The 18,914-nt window shown below is 57.9% G+C and carries 19 protein-coding genes; 13 read left to right on the top strand and 6 right to left on the bottom strand.

Going from position 1 to position 18,914, the window contains the following annotated elements; translation table 11 throughout:
• The first annotated feature begins 205 nt into the window (after positions 1-205).
• Positions 206-1,219, top strand: a complete 1,014-nt coding sequence (locus ACVWXW_RS13420) for an ATP-binding cassette domain-containing protein (protein ID WP_457404206.1) — start codon at positions 206-208, stop codon at positions 1,217-1,219.
• A gap of 140 nt (positions 1,220-1,359) precedes the next feature.
• Positions 1,360-2,214 (top strand): ABC transporter permease, encoded by an 855-nt coding sequence (locus ACVWXW_RS13415; RefSeq protein ID WP_457404205.1) that lies wholly within the window; start codon positions 1,360-1,362, stop codon positions 2,212-2,214.
• 24 nt (positions 2,215-2,238) lie between these two features.
• Here ACVWXW_RS13415 and ACVWXW_RS13410 read toward each other — a convergent pair whose 3' ends face one another.
• A complete protein-coding gene (locus ACVWXW_RS13410; RefSeq protein WP_011433464.1) occupies positions 2,239-2,454 on the bottom strand; it encodes a hypothetical protein in 216 nt (71 codons plus the stop codon).
• A gap of 116 nt (positions 2,455-2,570) precedes the next feature.
• Between ACVWXW_RS13410 and ACVWXW_RS13405 the strand changes: the two genes are divergently transcribed.
• The 5 genes from ACVWXW_RS13405 (at position 2,571) to ACVWXW_RS13385 (ending at position 8,027) form a co-directional block, all read left to right on the top strand.
• Positions 2,571-3,221: a class I SAM-dependent methyltransferase gene (locus ACVWXW_RS13405; protein WP_414412519.1), complete on the top strand. Its 651-nt coding sequence runs from the start codon at positions 2,571-2,573 to the stop codon at positions 3,219-3,221.
• Between the two features lie 114 nt (positions 3,222-3,335).
• Positions 3,336-4,358 carry a thiamine-phosphate kinase gene (gene thiL, locus ACVWXW_RS13400; RefSeq protein ID WP_457404203.1) on the top strand — a complete coding sequence of 341 codons (1,023 nt, stop codon included), beginning with the start codon at positions 3,336-3,338 and terminating at the stop codon, positions 4,356-4,358.
• 201 nt (positions 4,359-4,559) lie between these two features.
• The gene (locus tag ACVWXW_RS13395) at positions 4,560-5,153 is read left to right on the top strand and encodes a hypothetical protein (RefSeq protein WP_457404202.1); all 594 of its coding nucleotides are present in this window, start codon (positions 4,560-4,562) and stop codon (positions 5,151-5,153) included.
• Positions 5,154-5,237: 84 nt separating this feature from the next.
• Complete coding sequence (locus tag ACVWXW_RS13390) at positions 5,238-6,761, top strand: S10 family peptidase (protein ID WP_457404201.1); 1,524 nt, start codon at positions 5,238-5,240, stop codon at positions 6,759-6,761.
• 72 nt (positions 6,762-6,833) lie between these two features.
• Positions 6,834-8,027, top strand: a complete 1,194-nt coding sequence (locus ACVWXW_RS13385) for an RNA-guided endonuclease InsQ/TnpB family protein (RefSeq protein ID WP_457404200.1) — start codon at positions 6,834-6,836, stop codon at positions 8,025-8,027.
• Positions 8,028-8,216: 189 nt separating this feature from the next.
• Here ACVWXW_RS13385 and ACVWXW_RS13380 read toward each other — a convergent pair whose 3' ends face one another.
• Entirely contained in the window at positions 8,217-10,193 is a 1,977-nt protein-coding gene (locus ACVWXW_RS13380) for a protein kinase domain-containing protein (RefSeq protein ID WP_457404198.1), read from the bottom strand.
• A 141-nt stretch (positions 10,194-10,334) separates the two neighbouring features.
• Here ACVWXW_RS13380 and ACVWXW_RS13375 point away from each other — a divergent pair, with 141 nt between their 5' ends.
• Positions 10,335-11,216: an inositol monophosphatase family protein gene (locus ACVWXW_RS13375; protein WP_011433458.1), complete on the top strand. Its 882-nt coding sequence runs from the start codon at positions 10,335-10,337 to the stop codon at positions 11,214-11,216.
• On the opposite strand, the gene ACVWXW_RS13370 is transcribed toward ACVWXW_RS13375, so the two are convergent.
• Together ACVWXW_RS13370 and hemE are read right to left on the bottom strand one after the other, a co-directional pair.
• Positions 11,171-12,154 carry a glycosyltransferase family 2 protein gene (locus tag ACVWXW_RS13370; RefSeq protein ID WP_414351237.1) on the bottom strand — a complete coding sequence of 328 codons (984 nt, stop codon included), beginning with the start codon at positions 12,152-12,154 and terminating at the stop codon, positions 11,171-11,173. The genes ACVWXW_RS13375 and ACVWXW_RS13370 overlap by 46 nt on opposite strands.
• Before the next feature lie 390 nt (positions 12,155-12,544).
• Positions 12,545-13,645 carry a uroporphyrinogen decarboxylase gene (gene hemE, locus ACVWXW_RS13365; RefSeq protein ID WP_457404197.1) on the bottom strand — a complete coding sequence of 367 codons (1,101 nt, stop codon included), beginning with the start codon at positions 13,643-13,645 and terminating at the stop codon, positions 12,545-12,547.
• Positions 13,646-13,888: 243 nt separating this feature from the next.
• On the opposite strand from hemE, the gene crtE reads away from it, so the two are divergent.
• From crtE to ACVWXW_RS13345, 4 genes are read left to right on the top strand one after another with little or no spacing between them, the layout of a single operon-like run.
• Complete coding sequence (gene crtE / locus ACVWXW_RS13360; protein ID WP_414328882.1) at positions 13,889-14,782, top strand: geranylgeranyl diphosphate synthase CrtE; 894 nt, start codon at positions 13,889-13,891, stop codon at positions 14,780-14,782.
• A 49-nt stretch (positions 14,783-14,831) separates the two neighbouring features.
• Positions 14,832-15,314 (top strand): divergent PAP2 family protein, encoded by a 483-nt coding sequence (locus ACVWXW_RS13355; RefSeq protein ID WP_457404195.1) that lies wholly within the window; start codon positions 14,832-14,834, stop codon positions 15,312-15,314.
• A gap of 13 nt (positions 15,315-15,327) precedes the next feature.
• The gene (locus tag ACVWXW_RS13350) at positions 15,328-15,975 is read left to right on the top strand and encodes a hypothetical protein (protein WP_457404193.1); all 648 of its coding nucleotides are present in this window, start codon (positions 15,328-15,330) and stop codon (positions 15,973-15,975) included.
• Positions 15,976-16,026: 51 nt separating this feature from the next.
• Entirely contained in the window at positions 16,027-16,869 is an 843-nt protein-coding gene (locus ACVWXW_RS13345) for a SirB1 family protein (RefSeq protein WP_414350903.1), read from the top strand.
• An 89-nt stretch (positions 16,870-16,958) separates the two neighbouring features.
• Here ACVWXW_RS13345 and ACVWXW_RS13340 read toward each other — a convergent pair whose 3' ends face one another.
• Both ACVWXW_RS13340 and ACVWXW_RS13335 read right to left on the bottom strand, forming a co-directional pair.
• Positions 16,959-17,141 carry a hypothetical protein gene (locus tag ACVWXW_RS13340; protein ID WP_414342619.1) on the bottom strand — a complete coding sequence of 61 codons (183 nt, stop codon included), beginning with the start codon at positions 17,139-17,141 and terminating at the stop codon, positions 16,959-16,961.
• Positions 17,142-17,341: 200 nt separating this feature from the next.
• On the bottom strand, positions 17,342-18,397 hold the full coding sequence (locus ACVWXW_RS13335) for a TauD/TfdA family dioxygenase (protein WP_457404190.1): 1,056 nt from the start codon (positions 18,395-18,397) through the stop codon (positions 17,342-17,344).
• Positions 18,398-18,609: 212 nt separating this feature from the next.
• Between ACVWXW_RS13335 and ACVWXW_RS13330 the strand changes: the two genes are divergently transcribed.
• Positions 18,610-18,914, top strand: a 305-nt coding sequence (locus ACVWXW_RS13330; RefSeq protein ID WP_457404189.1) for an IS607 family transposase, incomplete at its 3' end; no start/stop codon positions are given.

Raw genomic sequence — 18,914 nt, 5'->3', positions numbered from 1 at the left:
TCCGGGCTTGTTTTGTTCTCTGGTAGAGCAGAACAGGCTCAGGGCTACTGAAAGCCCGCTCCGTACCGCTTAGCGGTCGGAGCCGGGTAGTTTACCTCCCACCATCCCTAGGGGGCTGGCGGCAACGAGCAAGAAATGGTGGCGATCCCTGGCCTCATCTCCCGAACAGGCTTGATAGCCTAGAGGAAGCGAGATGTGGATACCCATGTCAGATACTCCTGCGGTCTTGGTAGAGCAACTTCAAAAGCGCTACGGATCCACAGTGGCCGTGGCGGACGTCTCGTTTCAGGTGGAACCCGGCCAGATCTACGGCATTCTCGGCCCCAATGGAGCGGGCAAGACCACCACTTTGCATTGCCTCTGCACCTTGCTCCGTCCCGACTCAGGCCGGATAGAGGTGTACGGGATCCCGGCCAGCGAAAACCCCAAAGCGGTACGAGAAAAACTGGGGTTTGTCGCCCAAGAGGTGGCCTTGGATAAGGTGCTGACCGGGCGAGAATTGTTGCAGTTGCAGGCCGACCTCTACCACCTGCCTCGCCCCTTGGCTCAAGAGCGAATCGTTGCCGTCCTGGAACTGCTGGGGCTGACCGACCGCGCCGACCAACTCATCGGTACCTACTCCGGCGGGCTGCGCAAACGCTTGGATCTGGCGGCAGGACTGCTCCATCAACCCCAGGTGCTGGTCTTGGACGAGCCCACGGTGGGCCTGGACATTCCCAGTCGGCTGGCCATCTGGGATTTTTTGCGCCAACTCAAGAACACAGGGATCACAGTGGTGCTCAGCAGCCACTACCTGGAGGAGATCGACCTGCTGGCGGATCGGGTGGCCATCATCGACCGGGGCAAGGTGATCGCCGAGGGAACCCCCGAGGAGCTGAAAACCCGCGTCGGCGGCGAGCGCATCACCGTCAAGCTGCAGGAATTTGCCCCGGCGGAACTGGCCCAACGGGGTGCCCAACTGCTGGGATCCCTGCCCTTTGTCCAGAAGGTGGTGATCAACAGCGCCCAGGGCAACGCCCTGAACCTGGTGGTGCAGCGGAATGGAGAGGATCCCCTCAGCCAGATTCGCGCCCACTTGCAGGCTCATGGGCTAGAGGTGTTCAGCAGCACCCAGTCTCGTCCCAGCTTGGATGATGTGTATTTGGCGGCAACCGGGCAAACCCTGATGGACGCGGAGCTGGCCGCTGCCGAGGCCAATCTGGGCAAAAAGAAAAAGTAACTTCATCACCTCATGCTCGAGCCCCATTGATCCCTGTACAAAGGCATATCGAGATATTTATTGGTTGTATTGGTTGATGGATTAGATACTGCATTCATTCATCACACATTCATTGATCACAACTCTACAGGAGCTTGGGTATGACCTCTGCCTCTTCCCCGGTTCAATCTAACCCGATCCCCCTTCTGACGGCTGATTTTTGGCAGGAGACCTTTGCCCTCACCCGCCGCTTGTTTATCCAACTGCAGCGTCGCCCCACAACCTTGCTGGTTGGCATTATCCAGCCGTTGCTCTGGCTGATTCTATTTGGAGCTTTGTTTCAGAATGCTCCTGCCGGCATTTTCGGGGCCGGACAAAACTACACCCAGTTTTTGGGGGCGGGAGTCATTGTGTTTACGGCTTTTGGTGGAGCCTTGAATGCTGGGGTGCCGGTGATTTTCGACCGAGAATTTGGCTTTTTGAACCGGCTGTTGGTGGCTCCCCTCACCTCTCGTTTTTCCATTGTTCTCGCCTCTAGCCTGTTCATCGTCAGCTTGGCGCTGCTACAGACGGCGGCGATTGTGGGGGCAGATTACGCCCTTGGGGCCGGGATCCCCGACGGGCCAGGCTTGGCGGTGGTGGCCCTGATCGTGGGCCTGTTGGTCTTGGGCTTTACGGCGCTGAGCTTGGGCTTGGCCTTTGCCATGCCGGGGCACCAGCAATTGCTGGCTTTCATCTTTTTGGTCAACTTGCCCCTGATCTTTTCCAGCACGGCCTTGGCTCCCCTGAGCTTTATGCCCACCTGGCTGCGTTGGGTGGCCAGCCTCAACCCCCTCACCTTTGCCATCGAGCCCATCCGCCATGTTTACCGCAGCAGCCATTGGAGCTGGGCCGATGTGGTGCTGCAGGCTCCCTGGGGCGATCTCACCCTGGCGGGATCCCTGGGCCTTTTGACGGGGTTTGTGGGGGTGTCGGTTCTACTGGTGCAGGGGGTGTTGCGCAAAAGCTTGGCCTGAGCATCTCTGTCCAGGCTGTGCCGCTCAAAGCCACTGGCGGGAAACGGACTTCTCCATAGCCGCCTGTGCCCGCTGCACCAGAGCCAGGGGGCTGTCCTGGGCTGGGGAAACGCTGAGAGAAGGAGTAAGGCTGCGAGCCTGCAGAGCCATGTGGAGCTGCAGTTCGGTTACGTACTCCCGCAGGCCAAAGTTAGACCCAGAAGAAGAAGGAGCCGCTGAAGAGGGGTGAGACACAGACATCACGGCAAAGAGTCCTTCGCGAAATGGCCACTGCTGCTCTGCTAAGGTATCACGCCCACCCCTTTTCCGAAGCTTCCAAAATGTTAGCTTTGATTAAGATTTGCAACCGTTTGGCCATGGTGGTGCTCAAGGATTGGCAGCGCTCCAAGTTGGATCCCAGCGACGATGCCCTCTTTTACAGCTATCCTCGCTTCGTGACTCATGTGGATTCTGGCTTCATCGGCCAGCTCACCGATCTATACCGCGAGCATTTGCGGCCCCAGACCCGCATTCTCGATCTGATGAGCAGTTGGGTCTCCCATTTGCCGCCTGAGATGGAGTTTGCCCATGTGGAGGGGCATGGGATGAACCCTGAGGAACTGGCGGCCAACCCCCGGCTGGATCACTTCTTCATCCAAAACTTGAACCAAAACCCAAGTCTGCCCTTCCCTGATCAATCCTTCGACGCGGTGCTAAACACGGTCTCGGTGCAGTATCTGCAGCAGCCGGAGCAGGTGTTTGCCGAGGTGTATCGCATCCTAAAGCCCCAGGGCCTGTTCATCGTCAGCTTCTCCAATCGCATGTTTTTCCAGAAGGCGATCCAGGCTTGGCGGGACAACTCTGAGGCGGGGCGGGTGGAGTTGGTCAGGCGCTATTTTGAGTCGGTGCCGGGGTTTGAGGTGGTGAAAGTGATCCAGCGGCCTGCCCCTATGGGTTGGCTGGGCTTTTGGGCAGGCGGAGGCGGGGATCCCTTCTATGCCCTGATTGGACAGCGGACGGCGGGGTAGAATTCTCCAGCTTGCCTGTGGCGTGCAGGCGGGATCCTTGGAAATATCCAACAAGACTCCAGCATCCACCAGATCTTGCAGCTGTGTTATCCTCGCTACCCTCAGAGGTCTGTCTTGTTCTCCGGTTTTTCTGACAGTTCTTCCCCACAAAACGGCAATCCTTCCCCCCTACCCATCTCGGCAATTGGGGAGGCGGGGCTGCTGCAGATCGTGCAGCGCTACTGTCCGGCCCAGGTGGTGGGAGACGATGCGGCGGTGTTAGCTGCTCCGGAGGGGCAGTTGGTGGTGACAACCGATGTGTTGGTGGAGGGAGTTCACTTCAGCGATCTGACGACCCCGGCCCATGCGGTGGGCTGGCGCGCGGTGGCCGCCAATCTGTCGGATCTGGCCGCGATGGGATCCCGTCCGCAGGCGTTGGTGGTGGGCTTGGGCTTGCCGGGCTCCACGCCGGTCGCTTGGGTGGAGGAGCTTTATCAAGGGATGCAAGCCTGTTGCGCCCGCTGGGGATGTCACCTGGTGGGAGGGGATCTGTGTCGGTCGCCGCATCGATTTGTGGCAATCACGGCCCTGGGATCGGTGCAGCCGGGGCGGGCCATTCAGCGCAGACGGGCTCAACCCGGCGATTGGCTGGTGGTGACAGGGCCGCACGGAGATGCGCGGGCAGGCTTGGAACTGCTTCTCCATCCTGAACAGGGATCCTCAGCTACGGCGGCCGAGCGCGAGCAGTTGATCAGGGCTCACCAATACCCACGCCCGCGCCTGGATCTGGTGCCCCTCTTGGAAGGGATCCCGGATCCCTTGCGCATTGCCGGCATGGATACCAGCGATGGTTTGGCAGATGCCCTGGTGCAGGTGTGTCAGGCCAGCGGGGTGGCGGCGAGGATCGAGGTGGAGCGGATCCCGATTTCAGAAGCTTTGCGGCAGGCTTTTCCGGCCCAAGCCTTGGAATGGGCGCTCTATGGAGGCGAAGATTTTGAGCTGCTCCTCAGTGCCGAGGTGTCGGTGGCCAAGCATCTGTTGGAAGAATTGCCAGGGGCCGTTTGGATTGGAGAAGTGACAGGCTGGGATCCGCAGGGAACCGTCTGGCTGAAGGACGGGCAAGCCCTCAGCCGTCAGCAAGCCTTCCAGCATTTCTAAGAGGCGTTGTGCTGCAGGATGGTCACCCAAACTGCCAACAGTTGAAGACAAATCTACTTGTGGGGGAAAACAAGCTTCAGGAAGGATTCGGTAACCTAGAAGCGGAGAGAAGTTGAGACAAGGAAGCAAATTGACTTGGAATAGCTTCAGGCAACTGCTCAGAACTCGGCAGAACTTGGAGAAGCATTGGAGACTCTACTCATGAAAGCTATCTTAACAGCAGCCATTCTTGGCCTGGCCGGGATCCCTTCGTTGGCCCCCTTGCCCAGTTCGGCTCAGCCGCTTTTTGAATTGGGTGCCTACCGCCTTGAGCAGGGGACGATTATCCCGGTCGGCAGCCTGAGTAGCGAAGGGCCGCAATACTTTTATCCCGACACCGTCTATCCCCTGGAAGTGGCCGTTACTCAGAACATTTTTGACAGCCAGGGGCGCTTGGTGATCCCGGCGGGTAGCCGCGTTTTTGGACAGATGGAACCTGCACCGGGCGGATCCCGCTTTGTCGGTACTTCTATTGTTCTCGGCGGTCGTACCTACAGCCTACGGGCTTCCTCCAACATCCTCCACGACGAAAAGGATCCCCGTCAGTATTCGGCTGAGGCCATTGCTCAAGATGCAGCCATTGGGGCAGCCGCGGGAGCCATTTTGGGGGCCATCACGGGCAGAGTATCAGTGGGCAATGTCCTGGGAGGTGCCGCGACCGGAGTGGTGGTGGGCAATGTTACCGCTCCGCAGGTGGTGGTGCTGCGCCCCGGCCAATCTTTCAATCTAACTTTGGAAGCTCCGCTGACTTTGTGAGGTGCCGTTTGGAGATTCCTCTGGGAGTGTTGAGGGTCGGCAACTTGTGATTCACTGGGGATCAGACTGCGGATCCCTGTTTTCATGGCTACTGAATCTAAGCCCACTTCCCCCCTCTCCTCCACTGATCACAGGTTTACGGCTGGAGAGGAGAGCTTTACCTACAGAGCGCTGGCCGGTTGGCAGACCCTTTTCCAGCGGGAAAAGCCGGTGGCCGAGATCTTTCACGTCGCCTATCTAAAGCAAGACTCCGCCTCTCAGCACCGCCCTCTCACTTTTGTGTTCAACGGTGGGCCTGGGGCAGCTTCTGCCTACCTGCACATGGGAGCGCTGGGGCCCAAACGGATTTGCTTCGGGCCCAACGGCAGTTTGCCCCCCTCCCCGGTGCGGCTGGTGGACAATGCCGAAAGTTGGTTGCCCTTTTCCGACCTGGTCTTTGTCGATCCGGTGGGGACGGGGTTCAGCCGCGCCCTGCCCAAGGATTCTCAAGACCCCAAAGATTCCCGGGAGAAATCCGATCCGGCATCCAAGCCCCCTCAGCCGGATGCTAAGGCGGAGGAGCCTCCTAAGGAATCGCCCTTCTGGGATGTGGAGCGGGATTTGCAATCCTTGGGAGAATTCATTCAGGGCTTTCTTTCCCGATACAAACGCTGGCTCTCCCCCATTTTCATTGCCGGCGAAAGCTACGGTGGGTTTCGGGTGGCGCGGCTGGCCAAGGAGCTGCAATCCAAGTTTGGCGTAGGCTTGTCGGGGGCCATTCTCATCTCGCCTGCACTTGAGTTTGGGTTGCTGGAGACCAACGATTACAACCTCAGCACTTGGGCAACGCTTTTCCCTTCCTATGTGGCCACAGCAGCCCATCATGGACGGTGTGGCTGGGGGGAGGATTTGCAGATCCTGCTGCCCAAAGCAGAACACTTTGCCCGACAACGTCTGCTGCCCCTCTTGGCCATGGGGGAGGCAATGCCAGAGGCAGAACGGCAAGCGGTGTATCAGGAAATGGCAGCAGGGATCGGCCTATCTCCAGAATATGTAGCCCACAAAGGCGGGCGGATCGATATCGCCAGTTTTGCCCGCGAGCTGTTGCGGTCGCAGCGACTGGTGCTGGGGCTCTACGATGCTTCTGTAACCACGGTGGATCCCTTTCCGGATCGGCCTACCTTCGAGGGATCCGATCCCACCTTGGATGGGATCGATCGCCTGTTCACGGCAGCCATCAACAGCCACTTGCGAGAGACCTTGCAGGTGGAAACGGAGTTGACCTATCACCTACTGAACCTGGAGGTGTTCAAGTCCTGGCGGTTCACCCCAAAAGGAGAGTTGAAGCAAGGATTCATCGGGGCAATGGACGAGCTGCGCAGCAGCATGGCCCTCAACCCCCACATGCGGGTGAGCATTCATCATGGCTTTTACGACCTGGTCACGCCCTACTTTGCCTCGAATCACCTGGTGGATTTGATGAAGTTGGATCCGCGGTTGAAGGCCAACCTCACCCTACGTCATTATCGCGGCGGACACATGTTCTACACCTGGGATCCCTCGCGATTGGAGTGGTTTACAGAAATGCGTGAGTTTTACTCGAAAACAGCTTCCAGCTCAGCTTACTAGCGCAGGAGCCCCGCACTGTACCCGTAGGGTCAGTGTCGGGAGGAAAGCGCTTTGATGAAGTACAATGAACTTATGAGCCAAGTCCTGACCATCTCCTGCAAGCTCAAGGTGTCCCCGTCGCAAGCCGCTAAATTGGACGCGACGATGGATGCCTTTGTGCAGGCACTGAACTGGGTCAACCAGAACACGCCGGAGAAGATCGTTAATGCGGTCAAACTGCAATCCCTTTGCTACTACGAGATTCGCGCCCGATTCGGCTTGTCTAGCAACTTGGCCCAACAGGTCTGCAGGCGGGTGGCCGGCGCCCGCAAAGTGGCGAGACAGCGCAACCGTCCAGTTAAAGAGTTCAAGCGTAGGTTCGCTACCTACGACGCACGCATCTTCTCGTTCCGCGAGAAAGACTGGACGGTGTCGCTGACCACGGTGGAGGGTCGGGAGCGCTTTGAGCTGTCCATCGGCAACTACCAGCGTGGGATACTGGCGGGTTCCAACCCAAAAGCCGCCACGCTGGTCAAGCGGAAAGACGGCTCCTACTACATCCAGATTTGCGTAGAGAAAAAACCACCCAAGCAGCAAGATGCCGACAAGGTGATCGGGGTGGACTTTGGAAGGACGGATATTGCCCATACGTCAGAGGGGGACAACTGGAATGGACAGCAGTTGAACAGAGTCCGAGACCACTACTCCCGGTTGAGGGCGGTACTCCAACGTAAAGCCAGTAAGGGCACACGCAGTTCGCGGCGCAGATGCCGTCAACTGCTGCAACGGCTGTCTGGCAAAGAGAGACGCTTTCAAGCTTGGGTGAACCACAGTATCGCTAAGCGCATCGTTAAAACAGCTCAATCTCTTTCTGCCTGCATTGCCATTGAGGACTTAAGCGGCATTCGAGAACGCACCAATCAACACCCCCGCAGTCGTGAGGAGCGGCGGCGTAGCAATAGCTGGGCGTTCTACCAGCTGCGGCGGTTTATCGAATACAAGGCTGTGAGGGCGGGTGTCAAAGTGGTAGCTGTCCCTGCGGCCTATACCTCGCAGATCTGCCACAAGTGCCTGCATATTCATCCCGACTCCGCTCAATCCTATCGCAAGGGTAAGCAGTTCAAATGCGGGCACTGCGGTTGGGAAGGGGATGCGGATTTTAACGGTGCGAAGGTGATTGCGCTTTTGGGGGCTGCCGTAAACCAGCCTAGAGGTTCGGGCCTGTTTTGTTCTCTGGTGGAGCAGAGCAGGCTCAGGGCTACTGAAAGCCCGCTCCGTACCGCTTAGCGGTCGGAGTCGGGTAGTTTACTAGCTCAAACGACCCTACTCCCTACAACCAGTCGCGTAGCTCTGAGCTGGGGATCTCACGGCGCTCCCCGGTAACCGTGAGAAAAATCGTGAGAAAAATAATGAGCGGTTTTGATTCCTGTCTTTCCCTCTTCTTGAGAGAGAGAACTCAGATGGGATCCCTGTGGGCTAAGGGGCTTGTTGTTGACTTTGAACAGGAGGGATCCGGCGCAAATTCAAAAGCACCATTGCGCTGAGGGGGCGCGTGTTGGCCAGTAGCCCCACGATCAGCAGCAGCCAACTGTTCAAGGTAGTATTGTCCAGCAGCCAACCCATCAACAGAGCCGATCCTGCCCCTTCGGCAACTGCCGCCAAGATCCAAGCCCGGCTACCTTTCCAGCGCTGAGACCACAAGGCCCATTGCAGCCCACCAACGCCGACCCCCACCAGCAAACCGCGCAGCACATCTCCCATCGCCCGCAAGGCATTTTGGAGCCAGGGATCCGTCGGGTTAAAAGCAGAGGTTGCCACCCCCACCTGGGGAGCGAGGAAATCCGCTGCCACCCAGCCCAAAGCCGTGGCCAGCAAAGTTGCAGCCACCCATCCCACCGAAACCTGCCGCCGCAACACCAGCCACTGCAGCAGCCCCATCAGCAAGCCAAGGCCGGCTCCAGCCACCGCTTCTTGTAGTGATCCCAAAGCCGCCAGCAGAGGCGCTGATGCCCCCAGCCCCAGGTAGCCGATCCCAGCCGCCCCCAAATTGGCCAAGAGCCAACTCAACGCCGACCCTTTGCCCAGGCGGGGTGCATTCAGGGGTGCATCCAACAGATGAGAGCCGGACTTGCTGTTGACATGTTCCTGCCCAACCTTCTGTTCCACCTCGCGCAGCCCCTGTTCCGCTGAAGGGTTACCCGGCTCCAGCCGCAGCACCCCTTGATAGTCCATCTGGGCAAGGCCCCAATGTCCCTGCCGTTGGTGGGCCAGGCCGCGGTAGAGATAGTAGCGGGCTTCGTTGGGGGCGCTCTGGATCAGCTCATTGAGCAGATGGACGGCCATCTTGTACTCGCCTGCCTCGATCAGCCTTACCGCCCGTTGTAGCTTTTCTTCCTCGTCTGGGGCGGCTCGACCCATCGGCTGTTGGGAAGTCGGCTGGCCAAATCCGGTCGGGATCCGCTGGGGACGAACACCTGGAGATGCAGGAGATGAACTTGAGGGAACGAACGGGGCAGGAGGGGCAACCTTGTTTCCATAGACAGCCTGTAGCTGCTGGCTGAGCCCTTCCATGTTGGCCGGGCGGAGGGCAGGGTCTTTCTCTAGGCACTGGAGGACAACCTTCTCCAGGGCAGCGGGGATGGGGTGGGCTAGCTTGTGGTCTTGGAAGGGGCGGGGCTTTTGAAAGTTGTGGACGTGGTACCAGCCTTGCAAGGTGTCGGTATCCGGCTCGAAGGGCAACGCACCAGTTAACAGCTCGTACAGCACCACCCCCAGGGAATAGATGTCGGAGCGGCCATCCAGCTTTTCTCCGCGCATTTGCTCGGGCGAGGCATAGACCATCGTACCCAAAAAATAGCCCGTCTGCGTCAGGCCACGAGAGGTCTCCCCCATGAGCTTGGAAATGCCGAAGTCCAGGATCTTGACCCGCTCTTTCCCATCGGGCCCTTTCTGCACAAAGATGTTGCTGGGCTTGATGTCGCGGTGGATGACGCCGCGAATGGAGTGTTTGCCCAGATCCATCTGAAAGTTGTGGGCGTGGTGCAGGGCAGAGCAAATTTGCAGAGCCAAGTTCACCACTCGCTCTGGGTGCAAGGGGCCTTCCCGAGCCAGCACATAGTCCAACCCCTGGCCGCTGTAGGGTTTGGCATTCAGGTACTCCATCACCAGATAGGGCTGGTTTTGGTACAGGCCGTAAGAGCGCACCTGCACGATGTTGGGGTGCTCGCCCAACAGAGCGCTGACCCTGGCCTCATCCATGAAGCGTTGCTGCAGTTGCTGGTAGTACTCTGGGCCCATGTCCGGGGGCGGCGGGCGCAACAACTTGACGGCCACCAGCTCGTCATTGAGCTGGGTATCCACCGCCTCGAACACATTGCCGTAGCCACCCTCGCTGATGTGGCGGGTCAGCCGGTAGCGGTTGCCAATCAGTTGTCCAATCAGGCGCTGGTTCATGGAGGAGGGTGGCCAGCTGGGGAGTTTACCTATGATTTGATTCTAGTCAGCTTAGGGGCTTAAAACCTGCTGGTGAGGGATCCGCTGCCATTGCGACCCCTTTTCCACCCCAAAAGCCAGGGATCCCGCTAGGATTGGGGCATGAGTGCTCCTTCTGCAACTGCTGCTCTATCCCCTTTCTGGCTGGAGGTTACCGAGTTTGCCTTGCAGGCTACGGCCAGCGTGGGATCCCAGCTCTTGGCAGACTTTGGCCAGGCCCACCCTACGGTTCGCGCCAGCGGGACGGAGTCCTTAAAAGCCGACGGCAGCTTGGTAACCTCTTCTGACCAGTGGGCGGATCGCGCTTTTCAAGGGGCCATTGCCGCTGCCTACCCCGATCACGGTTATCTGAGCGAGGAATCCAACCACATTTTTCCCGAGAAGGAGTGGTGTTGGGTAGTGGATCCTTTGGATGGCACCACCAATTTTGCCCGTGGGATCCCCATTTGGGGCAGCTCCTTGGCTTTGCTGCATTGGGGCGTGCCGGTGTTTGGCTGTGTCCATCTGCCGCCCATCCGCCAGACTTTTTACGGTTATTGGCCTCGGTTTCCTGGGGATGCAGCAGCAGGAGCTTTTCTCACCCGCCACGACCGGGATCCCGCCTGTCCCCAGCCGATCCGTCCTAGCACCGCCTCACCCGGCCCCAACCAATTGTTCAATTTCTGTTCCCGCAGCAGCCATTGGATTAGCCCGCAATTCCCTTGCAAAGCGCGGATGTTGGGGGGTGCTGCCTACAACCTGCTGGCGGTGGCCGGTGGCAGCCTTTTGGGGGCGGTAGAACGCTCGCCCAAGATCTGGGATGTGGCGGCAGTGTGGGCCATTGTCAAGGGGGCCGGCGCCGTTTGGGAACCCCTGAGCTGTGCCGATCCGGATCCCGGCCAGCCTCTCATTCCCGGCAAGGATTATGGCCGACTCACTTACCCCGCCCTGGTGGCAGCTCAAGCCGAGTGGATCCCCTTGTTTCGCGCTTTCATCGCTCTGTAGCTTTCGTAAACGGCCTGCACGTTGTACCAGTTGAGGAAAAAAATCCGGCACAGCTCCAGAGCCAACTGCGAGCGGCCATGCCGGATCAACCAGCGCAGCAGCGGTTCCACCCGCTTCTCGTTCAGCCAGCCCCCCAGGGATAAAAGGCCCCACAGGAATTGGTGCAGGGGCGTCAGTTGGATCATCAGGCGCACGGCCCAGGTGGGGTGTTTTTGGTAAAAGAGAATACCCATGCGGCCCCGCTGCCGTTCCCGCTCAATCAATCCTGGGATCTGCTGCAGCTCAAAGGGTGGATGCCAGTGGTAGCCGGTGGCCTGGGGGCACTTGACCAGGCGCAGGCCCAAACGTTTTAGCCGCACCCCCAGCTCCAGGTCTTCCCAGCCGTAGAGGTGAAACCGCTCGTCAAAGGGGCCGGCGGGGGTTTCGCAGGCCAGCTCCAACCAATGGCGGGCAATGGCCACGTTGCCGGTGGCGAAAAAGGCTGCCGAAAAATCGGTGGGCTTGAAGGGTTCGGAGCGGGGATCCTGAAAATTGCTCGTGTTGATCACCCGCCCGTAGGTGAAGACCTTGGCCTCGTGGGGGGAGCGGGGATCCCCTGTAACGCCGTGCCGCCGCAGCATCTGGGCGTGGCTGGCCAAGAAGTGATCCACCACCACCAGGTCGCTGTCGATAAAGACGATGAGGGATCCCTGGGCGTGGCGAAACCCCAGGTTGCGGGCAGCGGCGGGGCCGCGGTGCTCCTGCTGCAACAGTTTCCACTGGGGCAAGCCGATGGGGTTGTTCTGCAGCCATTCCACTGTGCCATCGGTGGAGCCATCGTCCACCACCACCACCTCGTAGCCCTCGTAGGGGCCGGGCTGTTGCTGCGCCAAGGCCCGCAGACACTGCTCCAAAATGGGACGGCGGTTGTAGGTGGGAATGATGACGCTGATGTACACCGGGGATCCCTGGAGATGGCCGTGCAACCTTAGAGCAAAAGTTGAGCAAAACGCTTCAGGGAGGAGGGGTTCGCGCTGCCTGTTAGGCTAGAGGGCTTTTAGGAGCATGACTCTAGTCAATAATAAGCTCAACTATACTGAAAATAATGTATAATATGTTCAGTACGGATTACTACCAGTTGATCTTTCTGTTTACTTTCGAGTCTGCCAACATGGTAGCCAAAGCAAAGCAGAAAATTGGTAGTAAGACGACACGGAAACTGCGCTTTGGGTATTCTACTCAAAGCTTTGCGGGATACCGCCATTCTGTTTGGACTCCGTCCCGCTAACGCGAATGGAAACAAACAGAATGCTATCGCTGCATAGTTGAACAGTGATGTTCAGCAGTGTTCAGCGTAAATGTATCAGCTCTGCCGACTGGCGCACCGTCTCGAAAAAGTGATGGACATTGGCCTCTGGAGTGCTTGGGTGGATGCCATGGCCCAAGTTCATGATGTGTCCACGGGATCCGGCTTTTCGAATCACCTCTAGGGTGCGCTGCCGGATGAACTCCGGGGATCCCAGCAACACCATTGGATCCAGATTGCCCTGCACCGCCAGGGATCCCAGGCGGGCCCTGGCCTCTGCCATATCGCTCATCCAATCGAGGCTGAACACGTCGATGCCGGCTTTGCCCACCCGCTCCAGCAAAGCGGCGCTGCCGTTGATGTAGAGGATCAGTGGCACCTGCGGATAGCGAGCTTTCACCTGATCCACAATTTGCTTTTGGTAGGGCAAGGCCCAACACTCGTAATCGGCTGGGCTGAGCTGGCCGGCCCAAGTATCGAACAACTGCACCACCTGGGCACCGCCCTCGATCTGGTAGATCACGTAGCGGGCAATGCTGTCGGCCAGCTTGCTCAGCAACTGATGCAGCAATGGCGGCTGTGTAAAGGCCAAGCTTTTGATGTGGGCATAATCTTTGGAGCTGCGCCCTTCCACGGCATAGCAGGCCAGAGTCCAGGGGGAGCCGACAAATCCCAGCAGCGTCGCTTTTCCTTCCACCTCGCGGCGCAGGGTGCTGAGAATGGTCTTGATGAAAGGCAGACTTTCTTCCGGTTCCAGGAGGCGAATGCGCTCAATTTGGGCTTGGGAACGAATCGGCGGGTCGATGATCGGCCCCTGATGCTCCACCAGCTCAAAGGGGATGCCCATGCCCTCAAGGGGGGTGAGGATATCGCTGAACAGGATCACCCCATCAGGGGCAAAGGCCCGAAACGGTTGCAACGAGATCTCGACGGCCAGCTCCGGGATCTCGCAGCGCTGCTTAAAGGTGTACTTGCTTTGCAGCTCGCGGTAGGCCGCCATGTAGCGACCCGCCTGGCGCATCATCCAAACTGGAGGGCGATCCAGCACTTCCCCTCGGGCCGCCCGCAGCAAACGGTCACCCAAGTGCTCCGCACCGCTGGCGGTGGAGGAGGTGGCGCTGAGCTGAACAGGCGAGTGGGACATAGGAGGGCAATCCGGCTAAAGATCCTTATGAATCCTGACATTGTGGCGACAGCAACCGCAAGTTGGCGGCTCAGGATCCCTGCAGTTTCTTCATCGGCTGCAACTTGCTGTTACTTCTTACCCTTTTGGCCTCTGGGCTGGGATCCCCAATTAAAGTGGACATGAGATAATGACACCTGACAAGTCTGTTGAAGAACGGCTCGACAAGGATCCCCCCATTGCCGAGTTGAGAGGAAACCCTGCTTGGTTGCCCAAACCTTTAACCTGAAAGCCTACCTGAGCCAGCGTCAGCAACAGGTGGAAGAAGCTCTCTCTGCAGCTTTGGTTCCCGCCTATCCGGAGCGCATTTACGAGGCGATGCGCTACAGCCTATTGGCAGGGGGGAAGCGCCTCAGGCCCATCCTCTGTCTGGCTGCTTGCGAGTTGGCCGGCGGCACTGTGGAGCAGGCTCTGCCTACCGCCTGTGCCCTGGAAATGATCCACACCATGTCGCTGATCCATGACGATCTGCCGGCCATGGACAATGACGACTTTCGCCGCGGCAAACCCACCAACCACAAGGTGTTCGGCGAAGACATTGCCATCTTGGCAGGAGATGCCCTGCTGGCCTTTGCCTTTGAGCACATTGCCAGCCAAACTCAGGGGGTACCGCCGCAGTTGGTGTTACAGGTGATCGCCCGCATTGGCCATGCTGTGGCGGCAACCGGGTTGGTAGGGGGACAGGTGGTGGATCTGGAGTCGGAGGGCAAAGCCATTTCCCTGGAAACTCTGGAGTACATTCACAGCCACAAAACCGGCGCTCTATTGGAAGTCTCGGTGGTTTCGGGAGGGATCCTGGCGGGGGGAGATGAGGAGCTGCTGGACCGCCTGAGCCGCTACGCCCGCGATATTGGCTTGGCCTTTCAGATTGTGGACGACATTTTGGACATCACCGCCACCAGCGAGCAACTGGGCAAAACGGCAGGCAAGGATCAAGCTGCCGCCAAAGCCACCTATCCCAGCTTGTTGGGCCTAGAGGCTTCCCGGCAAAAAGCCGAGGAGCTGATTCAATCGGCCAAGGAAGCGTTGCGCCCCTATGGATCGCGGGCAGAGCCGCTGTTGGCCCTGGCAGATTTCATCACTCGCCGTCAGCATTAGGGCAGGACAAGAGGACAAGTTAGATGGGATCCCTGGAGACCCTGCTCGCATGTCTGTGCTGGAGAGCCGTATGCTGCAACAGTTGATGGCCAATCATGTCCTCTGGGTTGCTTTGCTGGCCAGTGTGTTGGCCCAAGCCATCAAGCTGATCCTTTCCTATGTGCGGTCAGGCAAGGTTAACCTGCGAGTCTTGGTGGAAACCGGGGGAATGCCCAGCTCCCACGCAGCGTTGGTGACGGCTTTGTCCATTGGGGTGGGGCTGCAGGAAGGCTGGGACAGCCTGCTGTTTGCCGCGACGGTGGTTTTTGCTTTGGTGGTGATGTACGATGCCGCGGGGATCCGCCAAGCCGCCGGAAAACAGGCGCAGGTGCTGAATCGCCTCCTGGAAGAATGGTTTGAAGAAAAGGGCGCCGACCGTTTTCCAGAACCCTACCTGAAAGAATTGCTGGGGCACACTCCCGTTCAGGTCATGGCCGGCGCAGCTTTGGGAGCAGCCTGTATCACACTGTCATTTGCCCTGGGAGTAAACTGAGAGCCATTGGGGCATGCTAAGGCAGAAGTACCGCGGGGTGGTCATGGCTTCCAGTTCTCAACCTCGTCCGATCCAACGTTGCCCTTCCTGTGGCAAGCCGATCCCAGCCTACCGGTTCAAATCTCCCTACTGTGACCACTGCGGTTGGCGGGTGGCTCCGGCAGCGCAAACCCCTCAAAAAGGTGGATCCCTGGGCCAGAAAATCGCAGCTCAGGTAAACGGGATCGGATCCCAAGGTCAACGCTTCAAGGTGCCCCCTCTGCTGCAGCCGCTGCTGAACTTCAACTTTTACCTCTATCTGCTCTGGGGGATCAGCCCTCTGTTTCCGCTGGTGGTGGATCGACCCCTGCTGGCCGAATCCAACTATCTGCTCCTAATCCCGCTTTTGTTGAGCTGGGGGCTGCTTTATTTGGCGGTGCGAGATCTGCCGCTGCCGGACAATTTGCGGCTGCCGCGCCTGTTGTTGGATGTATCGTTCATCCTGCTGCCCTTCTTCCAGAAAATTAATGTGTCCAAAGCCCCCAACCGACCCTATTGGAATGCTCTGCTGATTTGGGTGATCGGGATCCTGCTGCTTGCCGCTTTGCGGCTTTGGAGCTTTAGCCTGCTCCTGACGGCGGTGACCTTGCTGTTGACCAGCTTTTGCACGCTGCTGTTCTAACCGAGATCCTTGCAAAGAACCTCAATATTTAATATTTAACTTTAACATTTCATGAGCATTCCTGCTGCCCGTCAACGCTTTGCCCTTGAAATCCAATCGGAGCCCATCGATCTGGGTCGGGCGGCCCTCTGGATTGCCCAAGAAGCCTATCCCGATCTGGAGGTGGAAGAGTATGTGGCCGCTCTGGATGAGATGGCCGCAGAGGTGCAAGAGCGCCTTCCCCCGGAGCGTTATCCCCTGCGGGTCATCAAGATCTTGAATCACTATCTCTTTGAGGATCTGGGCTTTCGTGGCAATCGCGAAGATTATTACGACCCACGCAACAGCTTTTTGAACGAAGTGATCGATCGGCGCACCGGGATCCCGATTACGCTGTCGCTGATCTATCTAGAGCTGGCGCGGCGGATCGATTTTCCCATGGCAGGAGTGGGCATGCCCGGCCACTTTTTAATCCGGCCCCTGTTTGCAGGCGCCGAGATTTTTGTGGATCCCTTTCAGCAGGGGGAGATTTTATTTCCAGAAGATTGTCAAGAGCTTTTGTCGCAAATCTACGGGCCTGGGATCCCTTTCCAAGAACACCACCTACGCCCCACCCCTCCCCGCCTGATCTTGGTACGCTTGCTCAACAACCTCAAGCAAATTTATCTGAGCCGCGCCGAACTGGAACCCGCTTTGGCAGCAGCGGAACGGATCTTGTTGTTGATCCCTGAATCCTTGCCCCACCTAAGGGATCGCGGGCTGTTGTATTATCAGTTGGGCCGTTGGCAGCAAGCCTGCCAGGATCTCAAGCGCTACTTAAAACAGGCGCCTTTCCACCCCGAGATCAATCGCTCTGATGAGCATTTAATCCGGGAAATTGTCGAGAGATTGGAATCTCATCCCGACTCATGCTAGGAGCATGCACAATTGCTCTCAGTTGTGCGTTGTGTAAGTGTGTAAGTTTTGAGCAAGATCTGCCGTCGTTTGCAAGCAAGGCTAGGTTTCTAGCAGGGATCGGAAGCAGCCCTTACCTCTTGGCGCAAAATGGCTTCCACCAGCTTATCTAAAGCCTCTAGATCAGATAGATCATAGTTTTTTTCCCAGAGGATTTGGTTAATGCTGGACTCCTGCTGCAGAGTTAAAACCGAAGATTGTAAAACCTCATCGATGATCTGGCGAATGCTCATCTTAACCTCGCAATCGTGAGAAGAATTGATGGCTTTGGCTCACAAGCCTAGAATGCTGGAAACGCTCTGCGATAGCCATCGTGAGGATCACGTATTTTGACATCAGAATCTGGGGCGACTCATCCAAACCCTTTCGGGGAAATCGCCAATAGTACTTTTACGGACTTGAGCTATGGATGGCGCTGAAGTCTGCGAACTTCTCAGGATCTTCTGAGACAGACCTGCTCCCCATTGAGGGCAGCTTGGGCCTCATCATCTGTTGCGAAGGCGGTGCGAATGATGCGCTCACCGGGATGGCGATCCCCTGCCGAAAGGCCGAGATCCCGCACCACAAATGAGCGCTGGATCCAGCGGTCGAAGCCATCGTAGCGGGGAGAGAAGGCAGTCCGTCCGTGAACGGTGCGGCGATTGTCAATACAGAGCAGATCCCCTGTTTCCAGCTTGATGCCTCGGTAGACAGCGTGGATTCCCTTCCTCAGGGCTTCTAGAGCCAGACTGGCTTCGGGGGTGAGCCCCACCATCAGGTCTTCGTCGTAGTTCCAGAAGGGATCCTCTCGACGGCCATACAGCACCGGCAAAATGGGTCCATTGATCAGGGCTTGCCGGTTGCCGAAGGAGTAGTCGATGCCGGTGCGATACAGGGGTTCAAACAGCAGCTCCCGCTCTCGCTCTCCTAGCAGAGGCAGGACATGACGGATGCTGGCGTAGGTGGTTTCCGCCACACGATCATGGTCGGGGCGCAGGCAAAACAGCAGCAAAAACTCCGGTGAGTGGGGATGAAAAACCGTCTCGCGGTGAAACTGTAGCCAAGTGCGGGATCCCTCGGAAGATTGCACCTCTTCGCTGTCGGGAGTAGGCACCAAGTTTTGAAACAAATCCCCGTTTTTTTCTTGGATGTAGGAGACCAAATGCCCCAAGCGGCTGCCGATCATCGCCAAGCAGCGTTCGCTGACAAAAGTGGTTTTCTCCTCAGAGCGCTGCGCCAGAGCCGGTGTGCGGGTATGGTCTAGTCCGGGATCCACGGGCAAGCCCCGCAGCAGCAGGATCCCTTCCGAATTGGAATACAACTGAAACTCCAGCAAGGCCCGCCGCAGATAACGGGGCAGCTCATCTGCCCGCATCTCGCAGTCCAGGAGAAATTCTTCTGTTTCCCGATAGGGATCGGGCCCAGGTGCCAAAAACAGGTTTATCGTCTTTTCATCAAAGCCCCGACAATCGATCAGCAGGCATCCTTTTGCAAGCTGTGAAGTCTTCATCACGATCCCTCACCACCCACTGCCCTAGTCATAGCAGCCGCAGCAACTTTTGGGCAGGGATCCTACACTCAAAACCCAATCTCGGCGAGTGTAGCGCACTACCCTTCGGTGCTAGAACCTCAGTCTGAGGCGGGGCAGAGCAAGGCTCTAGTCAATGATACGCTGGACTATACTGGAAATAATGTATAGCATGTTCAGCATGACTGCTTGGTATGGCTAGGTATGTGAAACCGAGAGAAGCGGCCGACTATTTCGGGGTGTGTCTCCACACTTTGAGGCGATGGGAGCAGAAAGGTTGGATCAAAGCAATACGTACGCCATCTGGTAGGGCAAGAAGGTATGACCTCGACAGTTACATCAGAACGCCAAAGAAAGCCAAACGAGTCGTTTTGTATGCCCGAGTTAGCAGCCGAGGGCAGAAGCCAGACTTGGAGAGACAGATTGCAAGACTGGTTAACCTCTATCCTGGAGCCGAAGTGGTCGGAGAGATTGGCGGCGGTCTCGACTTCAAAAGACC

The organism is Thermostichus sp. MS-CIW-30 (genome assembly GCF_054058015.1).
The sequence above is the reverse complement of the archived record's forward strand: the minus strand, read 5'-3'. Positions and strand labels throughout refer to the sequence as shown.

What these genes read in the sequence shown, in the direction of transcription:
- ACVWXW_RS13420 (WP_457404206.1), top strand. Translation starts at nt 206, where the DNA reads ATGTCAGATACTCCTGCGGTCTTGGTAGAGCAACTTCAAAAGCGCTAC.
- ACVWXW_RS13415 (WP_457404205.1), top strand. Translation starts at nt 1,360, where the DNA reads ATGACCTCTGCCTCTTCCCCGGTTCAATCTAACCCGATCCCCCTTCTG.
- ACVWXW_RS13410 (WP_011433464.1), bottom strand. Translation starts at nt 2,454, where the DNA reads ATGTCTGTGTCTCACCCCTCTTCAGCGGCTCCTTCTTCTTCTGGGTCT.
- ACVWXW_RS13405 (WP_414412519.1), top strand. Translation starts at nt 2,571, where the DNA reads ATGGTGGTGCTCAAGGATTGGCAGCGCTCCAAGTTGGATCCCAGCGAC.
- ACVWXW_RS13395 (WP_457404202.1), top strand. Translation starts at nt 4,560, where the DNA reads ATGAAAGCTATCTTAACAGCAGCCATTCTTGGCCTGGCCGGGATCCCT.
- ACVWXW_RS13390 (WP_457404201.1), top strand. Translation starts at nt 5,238, where the DNA reads ATGGCTACTGAATCTAAGCCCACTTCCCCCCTCTCCTCCACTGATCAC.
- ACVWXW_RS13385 (WP_457404200.1), top strand. Translation starts at nt 6,834, where the DNA reads ATGAGCCAAGTCCTGACCATCTCCTGCAAGCTCAAGGTGTCCCCGTCG.
- ACVWXW_RS13380 (WP_457404198.1), bottom strand. Translation starts at nt 10,193, where the DNA reads ATGAACCAGCGCCTGATTGGACAACTGATTGGCAACCGCTACCGGCTG.
- ACVWXW_RS13375 (WP_011433458.1), top strand. Translation starts at nt 10,335, where the DNA reads ATGAGTGCTCCTTCTGCAACTGCTGCTCTATCCCCTTTCTGGCTGGAG.
- hemE (WP_457404197.1), bottom strand. Translation starts at nt 13,645, where the DNA reads ATGTCCCACTCGCCTGTTCAGCTCAGCGCCACCTCCTCCACCGCCAGC.
- ACVWXW_RS13355 (WP_457404195.1), top strand. Translation starts at nt 14,832, where the DNA reads ATGTCTGTGCTGGAGAGCCGTATGCTGCAACAGTTGATGGCCAATCAT.
- ACVWXW_RS13350 (WP_457404193.1), top strand. Translation starts at nt 15,328, where the DNA reads ATGCTAAGGCAGAAGTACCGCGGGGTGGTCATGGCTTCCAGTTCTCAA.
- ACVWXW_RS13345 (WP_414350903.1), top strand. Translation starts at nt 16,027, where the DNA reads ATGAGCATTCCTGCTGCCCGTCAACGCTTTGCCCTTGAAATCCAATCG.
- ACVWXW_RS13340 (WP_414342619.1), bottom strand. Translation starts at nt 17,141, where the DNA reads ATGAGCATTCGCCAGATCATCGATGAGGTTTTACAATCTTCGGTTTTA.
- ACVWXW_RS13335 (WP_457404190.1), bottom strand. Translation starts at nt 18,397, where the DNA reads ATGAAGACTTCACAGCTTGCAAAAGGATGCCTGCTGATCGATTGTCGG.